The 21,610-nt window shown below is 53.5% G+C and carries 21 protein-coding genes and 1 tRNA gene; 13 read left to right on the forward strand and 9 right to left on the reverse strand.

Translation table 11 applies throughout. The features are described 5' to 3' along the window. Positions 1–95 precede the first annotated feature (95 nt). The 5 genes from xerD (at position 96) to lysS (ending at position 6,180) form a co-directional block, all read left to right on the forward strand. A complete protein-coding gene (gene xerD, locus FD428_RS04000) occupies positions 96–992 on the forward strand; it encodes a site-specific tyrosine recombinase XerD (protein ID WP_012134998.1) in 897 nt (298 codons plus the stop codon). Between the two features lie 23 nt (positions 993–1,015). Then, positions 1,016–1,729 (forward strand): bifunctional protein-disulfide isomerase/oxidoreductase DsbC, encoded by a 714-nt coding sequence (gene dsbC / locus FD428_RS04005; protein ID WP_114848305.1) that lies wholly within the window; start codon positions 1,016–1,018, stop codon positions 1,727–1,729. 5 nt (positions 1,730–1,734) lie between these two features. Further along, positions 1,735–3,468 (forward strand): single-stranded-DNA-specific exonuclease RecJ, encoded by a 1,734-nt coding sequence (recJ, locus tag FD428_RS04010; protein ID WP_114848304.1) that lies wholly within the window; start codon positions 1,735–1,737, stop codon positions 3,466–3,468. Positions 3,469–3,554: 86 nt separating this feature from the next. Continuing rightward, a protein-coding gene (prfB, locus tag FD428_RS04015) for a peptide chain release factor 2 (protein ID WP_096753903.1) occupies positions 3,555–4,653 on the forward strand; the annotation gives its coding sequence in 2 pieces (ribosomal slippage) (positions 3,555–3,629 and positions 3,631–4,653; 1,098 coding nt in all). A gap of 9 nt (positions 4,654–4,662) precedes the next feature. Next, the gene (lysS, locus tag FD428_RS04020; protein WP_012134993.1) at positions 4,663–6,180 is read left to right on the forward strand and encodes a lysine--tRNA ligase; all 1,518 of its coding nucleotides are present in this window, start codon (positions 4,663–4,665) and stop codon (positions 6,178–6,180) included. Between the two features lie 99 nt (positions 6,181–6,279). Here the strand turns inward: lysS and idi are convergent, their stop codons facing one another. Continuing rightward, positions 6,280–6,825, reverse strand: coding sequence for an isopentenyl-diphosphate Delta-isomerase (gene idi, locus FD428_RS04030; protein ID WP_114848303.1), 546 nt, complete (start codon positions 6,823–6,825; stop codon positions 6,280–6,282). Positions 6,826–7,025: 200 nt separating this feature from the next. Between idi and actS the strand changes: the two genes are divergently transcribed. The 5 genes from actS to FD428_RS04055 all read left to right on the forward strand — a co-directional run bounded on the left by actS (position 7,026) and on the right by FD428_RS04055 (position 9,868). Then, positions 7,026–7,772: an amidase activator ActS gene (gene actS / locus FD428_RS04035; RefSeq protein ID WP_058668057.1), complete on the forward strand. Its 747-nt coding sequence runs from the start codon at positions 7,026–7,028 to the stop codon at positions 7,770–7,772. 79 nt (positions 7,773–7,851) lie between these two features. Further along, positions 7,852–7,925: transfer RNA gene (locus FD428_RS04040), tRNA-Gly, on the forward strand. A 441-nt stretch (positions 7,926–8,366) separates the two neighbouring features. Continuing rightward, complete coding sequence (locus tag FD428_RS04045; RefSeq protein ID WP_110493853.1) at positions 8,367–8,882, forward strand: DUF2778 domain-containing protein; 516 nt, start codon at positions 8,367–8,369, stop codon at positions 8,880–8,882. Beyond that, complete coding sequence (locus tag FD428_RS04050; protein WP_114848302.1) at positions 8,863–9,381, forward strand: hypothetical protein; 519 nt, start codon at positions 8,863–8,865, stop codon at positions 9,379–9,381. Before FD428_RS04045 ends, FD428_RS04050 begins: the two co-directional genes overlap by 20 nt. A 1-nt stretch (position 9,382) precedes the next feature. Then, on the forward strand, positions 9,383–9,868 hold the full coding sequence (locus tag FD428_RS04055) for an Hcp family type VI secretion system effector (RefSeq protein WP_064910234.1): 486 nt from the start codon (positions 9,383–9,385) through the stop codon (positions 9,866–9,868). A gap of 175 nt (positions 9,869–10,043) precedes the next feature. Here the strand turns inward: FD428_RS04055 and FD428_RS04060 are convergent, their stop codons facing one another. Genes FD428_RS04060 through FD428_RS04070 form a run of 3 tightly spaced genes read right to left on the reverse strand, consistent with a single transcriptional unit; the run spans position 10,044 to position 12,889 of the window. Further along, the gene (locus tag FD428_RS04060) at positions 10,044–10,739 is read right to left on the reverse strand and encodes a lactate utilization protein C (protein WP_012134990.1); all 696 of its coding nucleotides are present in this window, start codon (positions 10,737–10,739) and stop codon (positions 10,044–10,046) included. Next, entirely contained in the window at positions 10,732–12,159 is a 1,428-nt protein-coding gene (locus tag FD428_RS04065; protein WP_047461453.1) for a LutB/LldF family L-lactate oxidation iron-sulfur protein, read from the reverse strand. The genes FD428_RS04060 and FD428_RS04065 overlap by 8 nt, the downstream gene beginning before the upstream one ends. Before the next feature lie 10 nt (positions 12,160–12,169). Continuing rightward, a complete protein-coding gene (locus FD428_RS04070; protein ID WP_024130919.1) occupies positions 12,170–12,889 on the reverse strand; it encodes a (Fe-S)-binding protein in 720 nt (239 codons plus the stop codon). Between the two features lie 492 nt (positions 12,890–13,381). Here FD428_RS04070 and FD428_RS04075 point away from each other — a divergent pair, with 492 nt between their 5' ends. The 3 genes from FD428_RS04075 (at position 13,382) to FD428_RS04085 (ending at position 15,571) form a co-directional block, all read left to right on the forward strand. Further along, positions 13,382–14,935, forward strand: a complete 1,554-nt coding sequence (locus FD428_RS04075; protein WP_058668056.1) for an L-lactate permease — start codon at positions 13,382–13,384, stop codon at positions 14,933–14,935. 121 nt (positions 14,936–15,056) lie between these two features. After that, positions 15,057–15,287, forward strand: a complete 231-nt coding sequence (yjdI, locus tag FD428_RS04080; protein WP_071257888.1) for a 4Fe-4S mono-cluster protein YjdI — start codon at positions 15,057–15,059, stop codon at positions 15,285–15,287. Positions 15,288–15,298: 11 nt separating this feature from the next. Then, the gene (locus FD428_RS04085; RefSeq protein ID WP_047463941.1) at positions 15,299–15,571 is read left to right on the forward strand and encodes a GNAT family N-acetyltransferase; all 273 of its coding nucleotides are present in this window, start codon (positions 15,299–15,301) and stop codon (positions 15,569–15,571) included. Positions 15,572–15,584: 13 nt separating this feature from the next. Here the strand turns inward: FD428_RS04085 and FD428_RS04090 are convergent, their stop codons facing one another. Genes FD428_RS04090 through FD428_RS04110 form a run of 5 tightly spaced genes read right to left on the reverse strand, consistent with a single transcriptional unit; the run spans position 15,585 to position 21,557 of the window. Beyond that, entirely contained in the window at positions 15,585–16,367 is a 783-nt protein-coding gene (locus FD428_RS04090; protein ID WP_114848301.1) for a fimbria/pilus periplasmic chaperone, read from the reverse strand. Then, a complete protein-coding gene (gene stbD / locus FD428_RS04095) occupies positions 16,333–17,670 on the reverse strand; it encodes a fimbrial usher protein StbD (RefSeq protein WP_114848300.1) in 1,338 nt (445 codons plus the stop codon). The genes FD428_RS04090 and stbD overlap by 35 nt, the downstream gene beginning before the upstream one ends. A 3-nt stretch (positions 17,671–17,673) precedes the next feature. Next, on the reverse strand, positions 17,674–20,241 hold the full coding sequence (locus FD428_RS04100) for a fimbrial outer membrane usher protein (protein ID WP_114848299.1): 2,568 nt from the start codon (positions 20,239–20,241) through the stop codon (positions 17,674–17,676). Then, complete coding sequence (locus tag FD428_RS04105) at positions 20,222–20,971, reverse strand: fimbria/pilus periplasmic chaperone (protein ID WP_114848298.1); 750 nt, start codon at positions 20,969–20,971, stop codon at positions 20,222–20,224. Before FD428_RS04105 ends, FD428_RS04100 begins: the two co-directional genes overlap by 20 nt. A 52-nt stretch (positions 20,972–21,023) precedes the next feature. Further along, a complete protein-coding gene (locus FD428_RS04110; RefSeq protein ID WP_114848297.1) occupies positions 21,024–21,557 on the reverse strand; it encodes a fimbrial protein in 534 nt (177 codons plus the stop codon). Positions 21,558–21,610: the final 53 nt, after the last annotated feature.

A 21,610-nucleotide genomic window follows, 5' to 3' on the forward strand; every position in this document is an offset into this window, starting at 1 on the left:
GCTCTCGATTCTTGCGATGACGATGCGGCTAGTGTACCAGAAAGGCGTCGGCTTCAGGCATAATGGCGTTGATTTAACACGCAGAGGGGCCCGAGATGGATAAGGATCTGGCGCGTATCGAGCAGTTTCTCGATGCCCTGTGGCTGGAGCGTAATCTGGCGGAAAATACGCTGAGCGCGTATCGGCGCGACTTGTCGATGGTGGTCGAATGGTTGCATCATCGTGGAAAAACGCTGGCGACGGTGCAGAGCGATGATTTACAAACGCTGCTGGCGGAACGTATGGATGGCGGGTATAAAGCCACCAGTTCCGCACGGTTGTTGAGCGCCACGCGGCGCTTCTTTCAGCATCTGTACCGTGAAAAATTTCGTGAGGACGATCCGAGCGCGCAGCTCGCGTCGCCCAAACTTCCGCAGCGTTTGCCAAAAGATCTCAGCGAAGCACAAGTTGAGAGATTATTACAGTCGCCAGTTGTTGACCAACCGCTGGAATTACGCGACAAAGCAATGCTGGAAGTGCTGTATGCGACGGGCCTGCGCGTTTCTGAGCTGGTCGGGCTGACCATGAGCGATATCAGCCTGCGCCAGGGCGTCGTGCGGGTTATCGGTAAAGGCAATAAAGAACGTCTGGTGCCGTTGGGTGAAGAGGCGGTGTACTGGCTGGAGACGTATCTGGAGCACGGGCGCCCGTGGCTGTTGAACGGCGTGTCGATTGACGTTTTATTTCCCAGCCAGCGGGCGCAACAAATGACGCGTCAGACCTTCTGGCACCGCATTAAACACTATGCCGTGCTGGCGGGAATCGACAGCGAAAAGCTGTCGCCGCACGTTTTGCGTCACGCTTTCGCCACCCATTTGCTGAATCATGGCGCTGACTTACGCGTTGTACAGATGCTGCTTGGGCATAGCGATCTCTCGACCACACAAATTTATACTCATGTCGCAACGGAGCGCTTGCGTCAACTTCATCAACAGCATCACCCGCGAGCGTGAGTGCTGACAGGAAAGGATAGGTTATGAAAAAACGTTTTATGATGTTCACCCTGCTGGCAGCGGCATTTTCGGGAATGGTCCATGCGGACGATGCAGCCATTCACCAGTCGCTGACTAAGCTGGGCGTGCAGAGCACGGAAATTCAACCCGCGCCGGTTGCAGGCATGAAAACCGTGCTGACCAACAGCGGCGTGCTGTACGTCACCGACGATGGCAAGCATATTATTCAGGGGCCGATGTATGACGTCAGCGGCGCGTCGCCGGTAAATGTCACCAATCAGTTGCTAATGAAACACCTGAATGCGCTGGAAAAAGAGATGATTGTTTACAAAGCGCCGCAGGAAAAACACGTCATCACCATCTTTACCGACATCACCTGCGGCTACTGTCACAAGCTGCATGAAGAGATGAAAGACTACAACGCGCTGGGGATTACCGTGCGTTATCTGGCCTTCCCGCGCCAGGGGCTGGAAAGCCAGGCCGAGCAGGATATGAAGTCCATCTGGTGCGCGAAAGATCGAAACAAAGCCTTTGATGACGCGATGGCGGGCAAAGGCGTGAAAGCCGCCACCTGCGATATCGATATCGCCAATCATTATGCGCTGGGCGTGCAGTTCGGCGTGAGCGGCACGCCAGCGATTGTGCTGAGCAACGGCTATGTGGTGCCTGGCTATCAGGGGCCGAAAGAGATGAAGGCGTTCCTTGACGCGCACCAGAAACAGACCAGCGGTAAATAATTCGCGTGAAACAACAGATACAACTTCGTCGGCGTGAGGCCGACGAGACAGCTGAGCTGCCTGCTGACCTGCCGCCGCTGCTGCGCCGTTTATACGCCAGCCGGGGCGTACGCAGCGCGCAGGAGCTGGAGCGCAGCGTAAAAGGGATGCTGCCGTGGCAGCAGCTTAGCGGCGTCGAAAAGGCGGTTGAGATCCTCTATAACGCGTTTCGCGAGGGGACTCGCATCGTCGTCGTGGGCGATTTTGACGCGGATGGCGCCACCAGTACGGCGCTTAGCGTCCTCGGTATGCGTTCGCTGGGCTGTAACAATATCAGCTACCTGGTGCCAAACCGTTTTGAAGACGGCTACGGATTAAGCCCGGAAGTGGTCGATCAGGCGCATGCTCGCGGCGCGCAGCTGATTGTGACGGTGGATAATGGTATCTCTTCTCATGCCGGTGTGGAACATGCCAGAGCGTTGGGGATTCCGGTGGTGGTGACCGATCACCACCTGCCGGGCGATACGCTACCTGACGCAGAAGCCATCATTAACCCGAATCTGCGAGATTGCGATTTCCCGTCGAAGTCGCTGGCAGGCGTTGGCGTGGCGTTTTATCTGATGCTGGCGCTGCGCACTTTCCTGCGTGATAAAGGCTGGTTTGATGAGCGTGGCATTACGCCGCCGAATCTGGCGGAACTGCTCGACCTGGTCGCGTTAGGCACGGTGGCGGACGTGGTGCCGCTGGACGCCAATAACCGCATCCTGACGTGGCAGGGGTTGAGCCGTATCCGCGCCGGGAAATGTCGCCCAGGCATTAAGGCGCTGCTTGAGGTGTCGAACCGCGATCCGCAGAAGCTGGCGGCCAGCGATTTAGGCTTTGCGCTGGGGCCGCGTCTGAATGCCGCAGGGCGGCTGGATGATATGTCCGTCGGCGTGGCGTTGCTGCTGTGTGATAACATCGGCGAAGCGCGGGTGCTGGCGAATGAACTGGATGCGCTGAACCAGACGCGTAAAGAGATCGAACAGGGGATGCAGGCGGAAGCGCTGACCCTGTGCGAGAAACTGGAACGCAGCCGTGAAACGCTGCCTGGCGGCCTGGCGATGTACCATCCAGAATGGCATCAGGGCGTGGTCGGCATTCTGGCTTCGCGCATTAAAGAGCGCTTCCATCGCCCGGTGATTGCCTTTGCGCCCGCCGGTGACGGTACGCTGAAAGGTTCCGGTCGTTCCATTCAGGGGCTGCATATGCGCGATGCGCTGGAGCGTCTGGATACGCTGTTTCCGGGGATGATGCTCAAATTCGGCGGCCATGCGATGGCGGCAGGATTGTCGCTGGAAGAGGCGCAGTTTGAACATTTCCAGCAGCGTTTTGGCGAGCTGGTGACCGAATGGCTCGACCCATCTCTGCTACAGGGCGAAGTGGTTTCTGATGGCCCGCTGAGCGTGGCTGAGATGACGATGGAAGTGGCGCAACTGCTGCGTGACGCAGGGCCGTGGGGGCAGATGTTCCCGGAACCGCTGTTTGACGGACGTTTTCGCCTGTTGCAGCAGCGGCTGGTCGGCGAACGCCACCTGAAAGTGATGGTCGAACCGGTTGGCGGCGGCCCGCTGCTGGACGGCATTGCGTTTAACGTTGATACCGCCTGCTGGCCGGATAACGGCGTACGCGAAGTTCAGCTTGCCTATAAGCTGGATATCAACGAGTTCCGCGGCAACCGTAGCCTACAGCTGATCATTGATCACCTCTGGCCAAATTGACAACAGTATATTAATGAGAGCGCGAATCCGGTAGAATTCCGCTCTTATCACTGCATTTTGACTAGTCCAATAAAAGAAATCAGACCATGTTTGAAATTAACCCGGTAAATAACCGCATTCAGGACCTCACGGAACGCTCTGACGTTCTTAGGGGGTATCTTTGACTACGATGCCAAGAAAGAGCGTCTGGAAGAAGTAAACGCCGAGCTGGAACAGCCGGATGTCTGGAACGAACCCGAACGCGCGCAGGCGCTGGGCAAAGAGCGTTCCTCCCTTGAAGCGATTGTCGACACCCTCGACCAAATGACTCAGGGTCTGGAAGATGTTTCCGGGCTGCTGGAGCTGGCTGTAGAAGCCGACGACGAAGAAACCTTTAACGAAGCCGTAGCTGAACTCGATACGCTGGAAGAAAAGCTGGCGCAGCTGGAATTCCGTCGTATGTTCTCCGGTGAGTATGACAGCGCGGATTGCTACCTCGATATTCAGGCAGGTTCCGGCGGTACTGAAGCGCAGGACTGGGCAAGCATGCTGGAGCGTATGTATCTGCGCTGGGCAGAAGCGCGCGGCTTTAAAACCGAAATTATTGAAGAGTCTGAAGGTGAAGTCGCGGGGATCAAATCCGTCACCATCAAGATTTCCGGCGAATACGCCTATGGCTGGCTGCGTACCGAAACCGGCGTTCATCGCCTGGTGCGTAAGAGCCCGTTCGATTCCGGCGGTCGTCGTCATACCTCGTTCAGCTCCGCGTTCGTCTACCCGGAAGTTGACGATGATATTGATATCGAAATCAACCCGGCAGACCTGCGTATCGACGTTTATCGCGCATCCGGCGCGGGCGGTCAGCACGTTAACCGTACAGAATCTGCGGTACGTATTACGCACATCCCGACCGGGATTGTGACGCAGTGCCAGAACGACCGTTCCCAGCACAAAAACAAAGACCAGGCCATGAAGCAGATGAAAGCGAAGCTTTATGAACTGGAGATGCAGAAGAAAAATGCCGAGAAACAGGCGATGGAAGATAACAAATCCGACATCGGCTGGGGTAGCCAGATTCGTTCTTATGTCCTTGATGACTCCCGCATTAAAGACTTGCGTACCGGGGTTGAGACCCGCAACACGCAGGCGGTGCTGGATGGCAGCCTGGATCAATTTATCGAAGCAAGTTTGAAAGCAGGGTTATGAGGAACCAACATGTCTGAACAACACGCACAGGGCGCTGACGCGGTAACCGATCTTAACAACGAACTGAAAACGCGCCGCGAGAAGCTGGCTAGCCTGCGCGAGCAGGGTATCCCGTTCCCGAATGATTTCCGTCGCGATCACACCTCAGACCAACTGCACGCTGACTTCGACGCGAAAGAGAACGAAGAACTGGAAGCGCTGAACATCGAAGTGTCCGTTGCGGGCCGTATGATGACCCGTCGTATTATGGGTAAAGCGTCTTTCGTTACGTTGCAGGATGTCGGCGGCCGTATTCAGCTGTACGTTGCCCGTGACGATCTGCCGGAAGGCGTTTACAACGAGCAGTTCAAAAAATGGGATCTGGGCGATATCCTCGGCGCGAAAGGGAAGCTGTTCAAGACCAAAACCGGTGAGCTGTCCATCCACTGCACCGAACTGCGTCTGCTGACCAAAGCGTTGCGTCCGCTGCCGGATAAATTCCACGGCTTGCAGGATCAGGAAGCGCGCTATCGCCAGCGTTACCTGGATCTCATCTCTAACGATGAATCCCGTAACACCTTTAAAGTCCGTTCACAGATTATGGCGGGTATTCGTCAGTTCATGGTGGGCCGCGGCTTTATGGAAGTAGAAACCCCGATGATGCAGGTGATTCCTGGCGGTGCGGCAGCACGTCCGTTTATCACCCATCACAACGCGCTGGATCTGGACATGTACCTGCGTATCGCGCCGGAACTGTACCTGAAGCGTCTGGTGGTTGGCGGCTTCGAGCGTGTGTTCGAAATCAACCGTAACTTCCGTAACGAAGGGATCTCCGTTCGTCATAACCCAGAGTTCACCATGATGGAACTCTATATGGCGTATGCGGACTATAAAGACCTGATCGAACTGACCGAATCGCTGTTCCGTACGCTGGCGCAGGATATCCTGGGCAAAACTGAAGTGCCTTACGGCGATGAAGTGTTCGACTTCGGCAAGCCGTTCGAAAAACTGACCATGCGCGAGGCTATCAAGAAATACCGTCCTGAAACGGATATGGCCGATCTGGATAACTTCGACTCCGCCAAAGCGATCGCTGAATCTATCGGCATCAAGGTTGAGAAAAGCTGGGGCCTGGGCCGCATCGTAACTGAGATCTTCGAAGAAGTGGCGGAAGCGCACCTGATTCAGCCGACCTTCATCACCGAATATCCGGCAGAGGTTTCTCCGCTGGCGCGCCGTAACGACGTGAACCCGGAGATCACCGACCGCTTTGAATTCTTCATCGGCGGCCGTGAAATCGGTAACGGCTTTAGCGAGCTGAACGATGCAGAAGATCAGGCGCAGCGTTTCCAGGATCAGGTTAACGCGAAAGAAGCCGGTGACGACGAAGCGATGTTCTACGACGAAGACTACGTTACCGCTCTGGAGCACGGCCTGCCGCCGACAGCGGGTCTGGGAATTGGTATCGACCGCATGGTAATGCTGTTCACCAACAGCCACACCATCCGCGACGTGATTCTGTTCCCGGCGATGCGTCCGGTAAAATAAGACGTGAGATGCCGGATGGCGGCTTCGCCTTATCCGGCCTACGTTTTGCATCTCTGTAGGCCCGGTAAGCGTAGCGCCACCGGGCACAAAGCCAGTAAATTAACCCTGGTTATACTCCCGCAACAACTCACGCGCCTTGTCGTCATACGCCTGCAATACCATCCACGGACTGAACGCCCAAGGCGCCGCGCTCAATGCTTGCAGTACGGTTTCCAGGCCGCTCCACTGGTAGTCCATCACTTCATCCGGGTTTACCTGTAGCGCACTGGTCACCTGCGCGGCGTATACCGGACAGACCTCATTTTCCACGATGCCATTCGGGTCAGTTGCCCGATAGCGAAAATCTGGATAGACGGGCGTCAGGTTGGTAATTTCGACGCCAAGCTCAAAACGGCTGCGTCGGATAATTGCCGCTTCAGTGCTTTCTCCCTGCTGTGGGTGTCCGCATACTGAGTTGGTCCAGACTCCCGGCCACGCTTTTTTACTGAGCGAGCGGCGAGTGACCAGCAATTGCCCCTGCGCGTTAAACAACCAGCATGAGAAGGCGAGATGTAAAAGGGTATCAGAGGTATGAGCCGCATATTTCTCCAGTATGCCGTCAGGATTACCCTGCTCATCCAGCAATATGACATGTTCCCCGGTCATAAAAACTCCTGAATATGAAAATAGCCGCATACTGCTGCAAGCCATATACTCTGGCAACTAGCGTAGTCTATATAGGGTGGAAAGGCATTACCAAAAGTAGCGGTGGCAAGAAGGAGATATCGTGACACCGATGGCAATACATTGGGCATCTGGCTTTTGGCTGCTATGATAAGGCGTTTGAAATGTTGCGAGGAATAGTTTTGAGTGCAGGACGCCTGAACAACAAGAGCCTGAGTATTGTGATGCTGCTTTGTGCAGGCTTGCTTTTAGCGGGCTGCTCCAGCAATCAATCTTCTGATTCGGGTTCCGTCTATACCGTTAAGCGGGGAGATACGCTCTACCGCATTTCGCGCACGACGGGAACCAGCGTGAAAGAACTTGCCCGCCTGAACGGTATTTCCCCGCCTTACACCATTGAGGTCGGGCAAAAACTGAAACTGGGCGGCGGGGCGAAGCGTTCCGGTTCATCGCGTGCGACCACGGCGAAATCCTCTACGAAAACGGCGGCAGTCAGACCATCCTCTTCTGTGCCGCAATCTTCCTGGCCTCCGGTAGGGCAACGTTGCTGGCGCTGGCCTGCCAGCGGCAAAGTCATTTTGCCTTATTCAACGGCGGAAGGCGGCAACAAAGGCATTGATATTTCCGCCGCGCGCGGCACGCCGATTTATGCGGCAGGGGCAGGGAAGGTGGTCTATGTTGGCAACCAGTTACGCGGTTACGGGAACCTCATCATGATTAAACATAATGAGGATTACATCACCGCTTATGCCCACAACGACACGCTGTTAGTTAACAACGGGCAGAGCGTAAAAGCCGGGCAGAAAATTGCCACAATGGGGAGCACTGATGCGGATTCCGTTCGCTTGCACTTCCAGATTCGCTACCGCGCAACAGCGATTGATCCACTGCGTTATTTACCGCCGCAGGGGAGCAAACCAAAATGCTGACGGTGAATTAATCGCCAGTCAGTGAGCAAGCACCTTGTCAATAAGAGCGTAAGGTTTATAATGCCTTACGCATCTCGAAGCGGGCGTAGTTCAATGGTAGAACGAGAGCTTCCCAAGCTCTATACGAGGGTTCGATTCCCTTCGCCCGCTCCAGATCTCTCCCCTTGTGGCAAAACTTCTATAAAACTCGTTTTTCTTTCAACAATTTACTTAACATAAGCTGTCGTGATCGTTCTACCATTGAACGACGAAGTACCAACAAGAGGTATATTGTCTCTTACACCAGACTGATCACACGCATTCAAGCCCGATGTGCGGCCTTATGAGCCACGTAAACAGGTTTAGTACCTACAAACGACATGTAGGCTCTATCAGCGTTTCAGCCACGCTCCCGCAAGGGTACACGGTTATTCTGATAAGGTGTGATCCCTCTAACAGTCTGATGAAGTCGCTACGCTTGTTGCTGTATCACTAACGGGGCTTTATGGCTGCTATTGTCTGAAAATCAGAGGCTTCTCGGAAGAAAACCTTCCTATGTCCAATTGCTTAGGAGTACGATAAGCCAACAAATCATTATAGATAAAAGGGTTATCTGTGGCTCTACATGGAAAGTTCGTAATTAATGATGCGTACTACTCCCCTTTATCGTTTCCTGGTGTAGGCACGTTTTTAGCTTTCTCTGGTAATGGTGCTTACCGTAACCGTGGGGCATGTGGAATGATCCCCAAAGAGGGGCCAGTACCAGCGGGTAAATACTGGATTGTTGACCGCCCTCAAGGTGGACTCAAGTCACAGCTAAACGCAGGGGTGAGAGACATTTATAATCACTTCGCCAGTGGCGCAACATTCAAACATTCCGAATGGTTCGCATTATGGCGTGATGATTGGGGGAACGACGATTACACATGGATTGAGAACGTTAAGCGTGGCAATTTCCGTTTGCATCCAGGCGTACTATCAGAAGGTTGTATCACTCTCCCACATGATTCTGATTTTGCCATGTTGCGTAATGCTCTGTTGAGAACCCGAAAAATAGATGTTCCTTGCATGAGGAAGCTACAGGCATACGGCACGATTGAGGTGATCGCCAATGGCAAAACATGCCCTTAGTTTGTTCATCAAGATAGTGCTGTTCGCTGTTGTTATGCTGATCGTTGCTAAAATGGTTCCGTATGAGGGATTAGTTAATTCTATTACGGGGCTTTTCGATTTCCAGAGTGCCGACAAGTTTACCCGCTTCATTTTGGGTGAACCTGATTTAGAAGTTTGGGAATCGTTAGGCGACTATTTTAGCATCTTAATTAACACATTAATCAGCGTACCTGTCATGAGTGCCATTATCACGGCGTACAGTGGCGTGACACACAAAGTTAGTCCAGCAGGTATCCCCAGAGAGTGGGGCAGTTCTACGTTGCGGCGGTTAGCTAAAATCTTCGGGTTTACCTTCCTGTTTTGGGCGTTGTTTCGCTTGCTGCCTTATCAGTCTTTATTCCCAGATCAAACGTATTCAAATTTCACAATGGCGGCGATTGTGGGCTTTCAGTTGCTCTTAACGATTGTTTGCTACTGGTTCATCACGAAGAAAATCACAACTAAAAGGCGTTTGTAAAATGCCTATTCCGGCTTACATGTGGCTTAAAGACGATGGCGGCGCAGACATTAAAGGATCTGTAGACGTTCAGGATCGTGAGGGGAGTATAGAAATTGTTGGCTTTAGTCATGGTCTGAACATTCCAGTAGACAGTGCCAACGGTAAGATCACTGGCAAGCGTTCACATTCTCCGATGATGATTGAAAAGGAGTTTGATAGCTCCAGCCCGTATCTATACAAAGCCGTTGCCACTGGTCAAACGTTGAAAAGTGCGGAGATTCGCTGGTATCGAATTAACCATGCAGGACAAGAAGAGTGTTACTTCGTCATGACCATTGAGGGCGTGAAAGTGACGGGCATTAATCCAGGGATGCCAAACGCTAAAATGGCAGGGAACTCGCAGATCAACCACATGGAATCTGTTTCCCTGATGTATGACAAAATCACCTGGCGTTATGTTGATGGTAATGTCCAGTATACGGACGATTGGAACGTAAGAGCGTAACATGCACCAAGTTTTTGTTAATAAATCCATGGGATTACGAGATCTTTGGAACGGGGGTGATTTCCCTTCGCCCGCTCCAGCTTCAAGTTTCCTGAACTCCGCATTCAACTCCCAACAGGATTAACTGCCCGCTATTATGGCGTCCGTGCCAGTAGTGCGGTCATTAACAGTCGTATCAACAATCTTCAATAATCAGATATACCGCCTTAACCGGGCCATGCACGCCGACCACCTTGATCAGTTCGATATCCGCCGTTGAGCTGGGTCCACTGATGATGTTAATACACGATGGCATGCGTTCACCGGCCTGCGATTTCTGATGCAGTTTTTCCGCCAGTTGTGCCACGCGCGGCAGAATGGTGCTCTTGCGTAGCACGAAAATCGAGGACTCCGGCAGCAGGCTTAATGAACGCCCGCGCTCAGGCGCGGAAAACAGCACCACACCGCCCGATTCCGTTAAGCCATATTCGGCATACACTACGCCGACTTTCGCTTGTTCGGCCTGGGTAACATTTTCTGCTCCCCGGGCCGGGGCCCAGACCACGGCGTTGCATTCCTGCTGCAAGCGTTCGGTGATGCCCAGTTCAACCAGCCGACTGTCGCCGCTGAGCACCACCGATTTATGTCCCAGTTCTTCACACAGGCGTAACGCCGCTTCCGGCGCCTGCGCTTCGCTGGTCAGTTCGCAGCGTACCAGCATGACATCGCTCGCAAACTGGATAAACGCGTCGCAGCGCTGCTGCTGGCTAAGTTCGGTCAGTCGCTCGTTCGCATAGTTGTTAACCGGCAGCGTATCTGCCTGCGGTTCGAATCGCAGCGGGCGGCCCAGCGCCTGGGCGATGGTGTTTAAAAACGCGCTACGGTTATCCATTCTTTTTCTCCTCTGCCTGATGTTTCTTAAACCAGCTACGGAAACTCTCTCCGTCAGCATCAGGGAGATCTCGCGCCTCCATCCAGTCACCAATAGCGCCGACTTTAAGCGGCGTTTTACCGCCATTAATAAACCAGCTTGCCGCATGGGCGCCCGCCATCATCCCGACTTTCCACAGTCCCGGATGGCTGTTGGCATAAGCGAACATTTTGATCGCCCGTCGCTCGGCTTTCGGGGTAATGCCCTCTTCGGCCATCACTCTGCGATGGCGCAGGATCAGTTTTGACAGCGGAATGCGCACCGGGCAGACGCTGTCGCAGGCCGTGCATAATGAACAGGCATACGGCAGATCTTTAAAATCCTTATAACCGCCGAGCAGCGGGGAAATCACCGCGCCGATAGGGCCGGGATAGATAGAGCCATAGCCGTGTCCACCAATGTGGCGGTATGCCGGGCAGGTGTTCATACAGGCTCCGCAGCGAATGCAGCGCAGCACGTCGCGAAATTCAGAACCGAGTACCTGGGAACGCCCGTTATCCACAATAACCAGGTGGAACTCTTCCGGCCCGTCAACGTGGCCAGCCTCGCGCGGGCCGGTCAGCCAGGTGTTGTATCCCGTCAAACGTGCGCCAACGGCGCTGCGCGCCAGCATGGTGATCAGTACGTCCACCTCGGCAAAGGTGGGGGCGATACGCTCCATCCCCATCACCGCAATGTGCGTTTTCGGCAGCGTGGTACACATCCGCGCATTGCCTTCGTTGGTCACCAGGCACACCGATCCGGTTTCCGCCACGGCGAAATTACAGCCGGTAATACCGATTTCAGCGCTGAGGAAATCCTCGCGGATCTTCTGGCGGATGAATAAGGTCATCGCTTCTGGCGTTTCCGGGCCGTCATAGCCCAGACGTTCATGCAGCACGCGGCGGATCTGATAGCGATCCTTATGGATTGCCGGAACCACAACGTGTGAAGGCGGGTCCTGATCCAACTGGAGAATATACTCGCCCAGATCGGTTTCGATCACCTGAATTCCGGCATCCTGCAACACATGATTGACGCCAATCTCTTCGGTCACCATCGACTTGGACTTCACTACCTTGCGCGCGTTTTTACTTTGGGCGACCTGTAAAATGTAGCGGGTGGCTTCTTCTTTGGTTTTGGCGAAATAGACGTGCCCGCCGTTTTCCGTCACTTTCTCGGTGAGTTGATACAGGTAAGCGTCGAGATTGCTCAGAACGTGATCGCGGATCTGGCTGGCACGGTCACGCCATTCGTCCCAGTGCCCTAACTCATCGACCATTTTTTGCCGATTCGCGCCGATTCGCTCCTGCGCATTGGCCACGGCTTTGCGCATGATCGGATCTTCAATTTGCTGACGAATGCGCAGTTTAAATTCTACATCGCTGGTTTTTATCGACATCTCTTTCCCCTCAGCGGCTCATCAGCACTTCAGCAATATGCATCACTTTGACCGGCTGGCCTTCCCGTTGCAGTCGACCGCCAATGTTCAGCAGGCAACTGACGTCTGCGCCAATCAAATATTCAGGCCGGGCATCCATCAGGTGTAAGACTTTCTCTTTCACCATCTCGCCGGATATTTCGGCCATTTTGACCGAGAACGTCCCGCCAAATCCGCAGCAGGTATCCTGATCGGCAAACGTCAACAGCTCCAGCCCGCGCACATTTTTCAGTAGCGTGAGCGGCTCTTCCTTCACTCCCAGCTTGCGGGTCAGGCTACAGGATGGGTGATAGACGGCTCTGCCCTGAAGGCTGGCCCCCACATCCACCACACCCAGTTTATTAACGATAAAGGAGGTGAGATCCTGCATGCGCGCGGCGACCTTTTCCGCACGTAACGCCCATTCAGGTTCATCGACCAGATATGTCGGGTAGCTTTTTACCGCGTAGGTACAGGAGCCAGCAGGAGAGATAATCGGGTCGTCGTTGTCTTCCAGCGCTGCGATCAGGTTTTTCATCCCAGGGATCGCTTCTTTGATGTAGCCGCTGTTGATGGCTGGCTGGCCGCAACACCCTTGCTTCTCAGGGAAATTAACGCGGCAGCCCAGTTTTTCCAGCAGCAATACGGAGTCTCGGGCCATCCGTGATTTCAGCGCGTCACCAATACAGGTAACAAAGAAATTTACATTCACAATCAATGCTCCATTGCTTCACTTCTATTTAGCCCCGATGGCAACCGGCCACCGGGTCATAAATCAATAATAAAAACGACCATTGTTTTTCGGTTTATCCTACTCTACGTTCATTTGTATGACAAAATAGAATAATCCACCAATCAATACCCATATGCAATACCCGGGTTTATTTATTTCGGCATCGCTCACATTTTTATAATGAAAACCACAGCGATGTGAACGTCCGAAAAATAGTTTCAAGTGATTACTAATTTCGTCAATATCATTATTAAACAGGTTGTTAAATAACTATTTATAGGTATCTGTCTTGCTCTTAAGTATATTTGCCTGGCATTGAATTTTAATTAAAAGATTACAATAGTTACAAAACTACAAATCATAATTACTTTATTCACTGAAGCGATTCAGTTTACATATTTCATTTGACCAGCAATGTAGCCTCCCCACCATAAATATAAATCAGGTTTAATGAACCAATCAGGAATAGTAATGAACGAATATTTTATGTTTGCCCTGGCACTCTCTCCTTTGCTGCTTATGGTATTTTTAATTCTGAAATTGAAAATGCCCATCCATTATTCAGTTTTGATTTCGCTGGCATTCACTGCCGCGCTGTCTGCAATATTCTGGGACATGCCAGTACAAAATCTTAAAGCCTCGATGGGTTATGGCGCACTGAAAGGATTATGGCCGATCGTGATTGTGATCCTCGGCGCTATATTCAGTTATAACGTCATGCAGGCGACCAAAGCGCTGGATATTCTCCGCGATATTCTCGCCAGTATTAGCGAAGATAAGCGTATTCAGGTACTGCTGATTTCGTGGTGTTTCGGTGGATTCCTTGAAGCGGCTGCCGGGTACGGTACGGCGGTCGCGATACCTATCGGTATTCTCATCGCGCTGGGATTCAACCCACTGAAGGCAGCAATTGCTTCACTTGTGGCCAACACCGTACCCACGGCGTTCGGGGCGGTTGGTATTCCGGTCTCTATCCTGGCTGAACAGGTTAATCTGCCGGTTTACACCTTAGGCGGAACGATTATTCTGCAATTAGCCCTTTTTAATATCCTGCTGCCGTTTGTCATAATTTGCATTATTGGCGGTGGCCTGAAAGCCATTCGCGGCGTGTTCCTTATTACGCTGCTTTGCGGTATCACAACGCTTGTTCCGCAGTATTTTGTCGCCATACATCTCGGGGCAGAATTACCCGCTTTTGCCGGCAGCCTGGTCAGTCTTTTTGCCGTCGCAATTGCCAGCCGCCTGCGCAAAGGGAAAACAGATCCCGAGTGGCGCATTGAAGTCAGCCACACCCGTGAAACGACGCCGCGCTCGGCGAAAGTGCTGTTCCGGGTCGGTTCTATCTATCTGTTTATTTTTGTCTTTATTCTGCTGTGCTCGCCGTTATTTCCAACGATAAAAGCGGCGGCTTCTCAGTTGGCTTCGGTGCTGCATTTTACGCTGGCCGATGGCAAAACGCTGGCGCTGAAAGTCGAATGGGTCACCACGCCCGGAATGTTGATCATCTTTGCGACCATTATTGGCGGTTTTATTCAGGGGGCATCGGCACGCGGTATGCTGGAAGTGTTTGTCAAAACCGTATTCCAGCTTAAAAATTCCATTGTCGCGATTATGGCGATCGTCGCCCTGGCAACGGTAATGGATCTCAGCGGTATTATCTCCACGCTGGCCCAGTCGATTGTCGATCTGACCGGAAGCTCGTACGTCTTTCTCGCTCCGGTGATTGGCGCGCTGGGGACGTTTGTTACCGGCAGCGACACCAACTCGAATATTCTGTTTGGCAAACTACAAACCATTGCCGCCAGTAAATTAAATATTGATCCAAACTGGCTGGCTGCGGCAAATACCTCCGGCGCAACAGGCGGGAAAATGATTTCACCGCAAAGTATCGCCATTGCGGTTTCGGCAACCAAAATGGAAGGACAGGCGAATCAGATAATGTCTGGCACCATGAAGTACTGCTGTGCCTATATTGTGATCCTTGGATTAAAAGTTGGTCTCTTTTATTACTGGTTTATGACTTAACGTTATTTTGCGCAACGACGACTTTTCATCAACTGGCAAATGCCTCTGTTTTCCTGTAGCCACGCCACTTTGACGGGGCTATGCTTACTAGCGAAAACATAACAATTACAGAGGCAATGTCATGGATCAGGAACTACTGGATGCGGGTTACCGGGCCTATACCGGCGAGAAAATCGATGTCTATTTCAATACGGCCATTTGTCAGCACTCGGGTAATTGCGTGCGCGGTAGCGCGAAGCTCTTTAATCTGAAACGTAAGCCGTGGATCATCCCGGATGAAGTGGATGTGGCAACGGTTGTGCATGTTATTGATACCTGTCCGAGCGGCGCGCTGAAATACCGCCAGAAATAAGTGAGGAAATGATGGAGATACTCGAAGGCCACAACAAATTTTATGTGAATGATGCTGCGGGTAATCAGGTCGCCGAAATCGTATTTGTACCGACGGGCGAGCATCTGAGCATTATTGAGCATACGGATGTCGATCCCAGCCTGAAGGGGCAGGGCGTCGGTAAACAGCTTGTCGCGAAGGTGGTTGAAAAGATGCGCCAGGAGAACCGCAAGGTTATTCCGCTTTGTCCTTTCGCCAAACATGAGTTTGATAAAACGCGCGAGTATGACGATATCCGCGCCTGATGCGTTTTACCGGTCATCGCCGTGGGTTTCTGCCCACGGTATTTTCCGGCGCTTCGCTGTTTATTATCGGTTTCTCATAAATCCAGCGATTACCGTGGTCGTTGATAAGCTCGTACCTGACGGTACGACAATGTCCTGCCTTCCCGGATAACGATAACGGTTGTGAAGACAGCGGAGCGATCATCAGCGGCGTTGCGCTGGTGTTGTCACATGCCAGCGCTGCCAGCGTGATGTACCACGGCGTCGGGTTATTAACATAAAGCTGCGTCTCCTGCGGCTGGAATGTGAAGGTCAGCCGTTCGCCATCCTGCTCTCTCAATGGCCCAACGCCCTGTGGACGAATAAACACTTTCATGCGGATGCGCAGCGGCAGCACGAGTTTTTGCCGCGTTTTCGCATCCTGAACGGTCATCGGCGGGATCTGGTAGATATTCAGCCAGTAAAGCGACTCCCGCTCGCGCGCTAACCCAGGTTTCTCTGCGAGCTGTAACTTTACCGTCCGAATTTCCGTCGGCTGCATTTTGAATACGGGCGGTATCGCGACGATGGGCGTGATGGTCTCAGCAGGCTGACTCAGCGGATCGCCTTCATCCGTCCAGATTTGAACCAGGGCAGGGTGCTGCGCTGAATTTGCCAGCGCCAGCGAATAATGGCTCTCCCCGGCGTTAAAAATAACGCGGGTCACTTCCGTATTGACCACGGCCCGTGCGGGAGTCGCCGTCCATCCTGTCCAGACGATAAGAAGCGTGTATGTGGGCCAGTTACTGAAAACTGACCACCACCTGGAGCTGTGCATAGACCGTTCCTGCTGTCACGTTTTCCCCCGGAATCGCTTCCAGAGAGGCGGTAAAGTCGCCGCTGTAGAGGCTGGTTGAGCCGCTGGCGGTTTGCGTGGTCAGATCCTGATAGCCGTACCAGCCGCCCGCGTTGCCCGTGGCTGTGGCTATTCGGTTGGGCAGAAGATTCAGCGCATTGCCATTTTGCTTGTCGCTGTAGAGGCGAATGCCAACGCCTGATGCAACGCCGTTTACGCCATAATGATTGTCGAGTAGCCATGTATAAGCGCCGGAGCCGGTCTTGAGGCCCAACTGAGAGGCCGCATTGGCTGCGGTGGGATTGCTGACCAGGAATCCCATCGCCACATATGCTCTTAAGCTGGTGGACGCCGTCGTGCCGGACAACGCCCCGGTTTCGCATTCGACGCTAATGCTAAAAGGAGCCTGACTGCTGCTGCCGCTGATGAGTTCGCCAACGCTGGTAGGCGGTAACCTGACAATGGCGGGGTAGTCGTTGACCCGGCAGGCGGCGCCGCGCACGAACACGGTCTGGCTGGTTAACGTCCAGCCGCCGGGCCACTGCGCCGCACCCCAGCCGCTATAGTTGGTTCGGCTGTCAGCGCCCTCGAAAAGCCCTGAACTCATGCCGCCGCCGTGGAAAGCGATATAGCCTGCCGGTCCCGCGTAGGGATAGGTATAACGGTTGGAACCATCAACGCCTCTGGCGCTGTCATCAACCCGAAACAATTCAACAAATACGTCGCTAAAGGCGCTGGCTGGGATGTAGATATAGGTGCCGTCATTGAACATTTCACTTTCCGGGATTGCGCGCGCTTTCCAGTAACGGGAGTAATATTCTCCGGTTTTTAGATTGGTCAGCCTGACCGCCACGTTTTTAACGTAGGTGTAGTAAGCGCCGTCGATTCCCGGTACGTCGACCATGCCTCCCCAGTAATCGTCGCCGTTGGTGGCGTAGTATTCATATACCTGGCCGATTTCGGAAACGGTACAGCGAAACATAATCTGATTGGCCGTGACGCCCTGCGTTCGTCCATTGGGGACGAAACTGGCAGCGGCGCTGCCCAGCAACGTGCCTTCGCTCTGAAATCCCGTCCCGTTGCTTAAGGTAATGACGCCGGGCAAGCCCAGTTTCCCTTTTACATCGCCATCCCCCACGCCGCCCCAACTGGCGCCCACATAGCCTGCGTCTTTTGCCGCCTGAGAAAGGGGGTTGGCTGACGTGACCTTGATGCAGGCGGACAGGGCAGGATGCGCAACCATGCCGCTGAATAACAGGCCGTAAAAGAGCTGTCTGATTTTCATACGTTATTCCTGACGACAAGGTAGTGTGAGCTGGTACAGCGGCGTATGCGTTTTAGCCGGTAGTTGATACCAGACCTGGCATCGCTGCGTGGATTTTTGCCCCCACTGTACGAACAGCACGCCGGATTGTTCCGCCAGTCGGGCGTAAATTTGCCCGCCCTGGCCGACCATTCCCACGGATTCGCCGTGGCCGTCCGTCACGTCAGCACCCATCGGCGGCTGGTCGCCATCGGGAAGCGTTGTGTTGATGAGCGCCGCTTTACCGCTGGTGGTCGTGAATTTCACGCGGGAAATCGCGCCGGCGTAGGGCACGATGCGCTTGCTGCCGCTCTGTAGCTCAACTTCGGCATTCATGTTTCCGCTGTCCAGGCTTACGGTGTTATAGCGATAGGGGGTCATGGAAGGGAGCAGGGCATAGCCGAAATAATCGACCGTTGCACCTTGCCCGTTACGTACAGCCGCGCCGTGCGCGCCTGGCGCTTCGATAAGCGCGAACGTATCGCTGGTGTAGGGGCCAGCGGTGATCCCGCCGCGGTGCGCAACCAGCGTGCCGGACATCCCCAGACCATATTGCTGGTAATCGCTGCCGCGGGAGGCGAAGCCGCGAAACGCGCCGACGGCGGTTCGTTGCTCCACGTTGCCGCCCCAGGTTGCGCTGCTGCCGTCGTGCTTATCTCGCTCCAGACCGCTATAAACGGCCCAGGATGTGGCGCTGTTCTCGCCCGTGGCGCCGCTTATCCCCACCGTGGCGGTGCGAACGTCGCGGCTGCGATTCATATCCAGATTTAGCTGCGTGCGGCTGGCGCCAACATCGAAGGGGATGGAGATCCCCAGTGAAAGCGTGTTTTCGGTGTATTTACGCTGGTTTTCGCGGTCAAAATCCCGGTCGTTTACGCTGGTGTCGTAGCGGCTGGCATAACTGCTGCGCTGCCTGGCGGCGCTAAGATTAAAGGTGATGTTGCGCCAGCTGTTGCTGTAGCCAAACTGGAGTTGGGTGATGCGCGACGCGTCGCTGTAGTAATCTGACGTACTGCCGGTGAAGCTAACCATGCCCCAGTCGCCCATCGGCTGGCTGAGCGTAGCGGAAAAGTTATTACGCTGGTGCAGCGTATCCGAATAATACGCCACGCTGTTTTTCTGCTGACGGCGCACGCCCAGCACATCCTGTAAATCACGATAACCGCTGGTGGAGTAACGATAGGCCGCCAGCACCAGATTTGTGCCGGTGGTAAACGTTTTGCTGTAGCTGGCCTCAATGCGCCAGCCCTGCTCGTTATCGTCGTTTTCGACTCTGGCGTTTGAGTAAACGGTATTGAGGCCGAATGCCCCGACGGATGTTGCCATTACCCCGCCCAGCAGAAACGCCTGATAATCATCGGCCAGCCGTGAACCCAAATTGGCGGTTAGCGTGTTGCTCATCCCGCGCTGCAAAACGCCTTCGACAAATTTATTCTCCACGCTGTAGTAGTGGCGAACGTAGCCCATTGCCAGCTCATAGTTCCAGTTTCCCGGTCGAACGGAATCAGGAACCGCCGAGTAGGGAACGGTAAAACTTGAGATTTGCCCGTTCGCTTCGATGACATCGACGGCCAGATCGCCCTGGCCACGGGTATTGTAAAGATCGTTAATAACAAAAGCGCCGGGCGCGACGGTGGTTTCGTAAATCACTTTACCCTGCTGGCGTACCACCACGCGGGCGGTTGTGGTCGCCACGCCGCGCACTTCCGGCGCATAACCGCGTTTGCCCTGCGGCCACATCCGTTGATCGGTGTTCAGTTTTATGCCGTTGAATGAGAGGCTGCCGAACAGGCTGCTGTTGGTGTAATTGTCCCCAAACGCTATCACGCTCTCAAACTGAGGTAGAGGGCGCTGAATCGCAGTCGCTACCGCATTGTATTTGTAGTGGCTACCCGTCTGGTTGTCATCGGCATAGCGGAGGTTCCCCTGATGGCGAAATTGCCACAGCCCGATGTTGAAACCGCCATTGATATTGCTCCACAGGTAGTCGTAGCGCAGGTGTGAGTCTGTATTTTCCGTATGATAAAAATTGGTATTGTGGCGCAAAAACAGCGCGGTCTCTCCGGCGTCCCATTCGGAAACGGGAATATACCCCCGGGGAGCGTGGTAAAGCCCGGCCTGAGGAATCGTCATATTCAGGCGCAGCTTCGCCATATCCACTTGCCAACTGATTTTTTGCCCGGTCTCGCTGATGCGCAGACAGTGCGGCGTTGAAGACGCCGCAGAGGAGCGGGTGCGAATCGCGCTGGCTCGAACCACCTCAAACGGCAGACAGGGTTCGACGGCGCTATCCGGCGTGGCGGATGCGATAAGTTCGATCTTTTCCTGCTGGCGAATCAACTGGTTATTAAGATAAACATCCAGCACGTATTCACCCGCAGGCACGCTGTCTTGGGTATGATTAAAGCGCTGGAGATCCAGACCATGACCGTATGCGGACCCCTGGAGCAGCGCGGGATCAAAATAGTAATCAGCCCTGGCCGCAGCGGAAAATGCCGTAACGCATACCATCAGGCCGAAACCCGCCGGGCGATTAAAGAGGAAAATCTTCACTGATTCTGGCTCCCTGATCGTTAATCAACGTGATGCGAACACGCTGATTTGCAGCCGATCGGGCGTCGGTAAAGACATAACGCTCACTGCTGAAAGGGGCAATCATGCCTGCTTTTTGGGCGCGGGTTTCTGAGGCATTGATCAACTGTAGCCCGGCAATGGTGATGTAATAAGGCTGATTATTTTTAATGGTGATGCCGGTTTGACCCGTTCGCGTGACCTGAAGGTTCGCCAGCATTTTTTGTGGATTACCGTTTAATTCAGCCGGACGATAAAATAACTTCACCCGGTTGCGTAGCATGATCAGCAGGCTGTTTTGATTGCCCTGATCCGGGCTACGTTGGCCCACATTCGCGGGCGGAACCTGCATAAAATTAAAATAGAACAGAGATTCCCTGTCTTGTGGCAGGGACTGGGCCGCCGTAAAAACAATCCGAATAATTTGCCCTTCGCCGGGTTGAATACGAAATACCGGCGGCGTGGCGATAAAGGGAAGTTGAGCTGATTTCTCCGGCCCGTCTGCCATATTGCCGTTATCGAACCAGGTTGAGACCACGTAAGGGAAGGAATCTTTATTCTTTAAATGAACATCGACAGAGTTGGCTGAGCTATTATAAATAATTCGCGTCCCGGTCATGGTAATACTGGCGGCGACGTGTTCACTCCAGAGTGTAAAAAAGATAAACAGAAACCCCGCGAGAGAATACAGGGCGTCGCGAATGGGGGTCATTTATTACTCCCTGGTCGAAAGAGGGCGGGACGAAATTCCCGCCTGGGTTAAATTACTGGTAAGAAACCGCATATTGCATGGAGGCTTGTACCGTACCGGTGGTTGCTGCGCCCCCTGAGTAATATTGGGCCTTGTAGGTTGCCGTGGCTGATGTCTCATTTGCCGCCAGCGCTAAATCTCCGCCGCCATTAAACGCGTTGCGAAAATCGATCTCTGTATCACTGGTGTCGAGGATCTGAATTTCAACATCGCTCGCCGAGCCATTGCTGGCCAGGTTTCCGGTCGTGGCGCTGATGTTATTTCCGACGAAGACGGTCGAAATATTGATCCCGGAGGCTGAGCCGGTGCATCCGCTAACGCCGATGTCGAAGGTCGTTTGTCCTGCAACCTGATTGGTGTTCAAGGTGCTTACCGTGACGGTAGGCAGTAAGACGACAGGTGAGGCCTCAGAACCATTTACCGATACGGAACAGGTTTCATCAGAAACTTCTCCCATAAATGTAATGGTATTATCAGAAGCCAGCGCGCCCGCAGAATAGATCGCGGAGATCACCAGCGCCGGAATTAGGGCACGATTCAGTTTCATAACTAAACTCCATTTTCATTCAGTCGTGTTGATTTACCCTGAGAATTCAGGGT

This window comes from Citrobacter sp. TBCP-5362 (assembly GCF_005406305.1).
Taxonomy (GTDB): Bacteria; Pseudomonadota; Gammaproteobacteria; order Enterobacterales; family Enterobacteriaceae; genus Citrobacter_B; species Citrobacter_B koseri.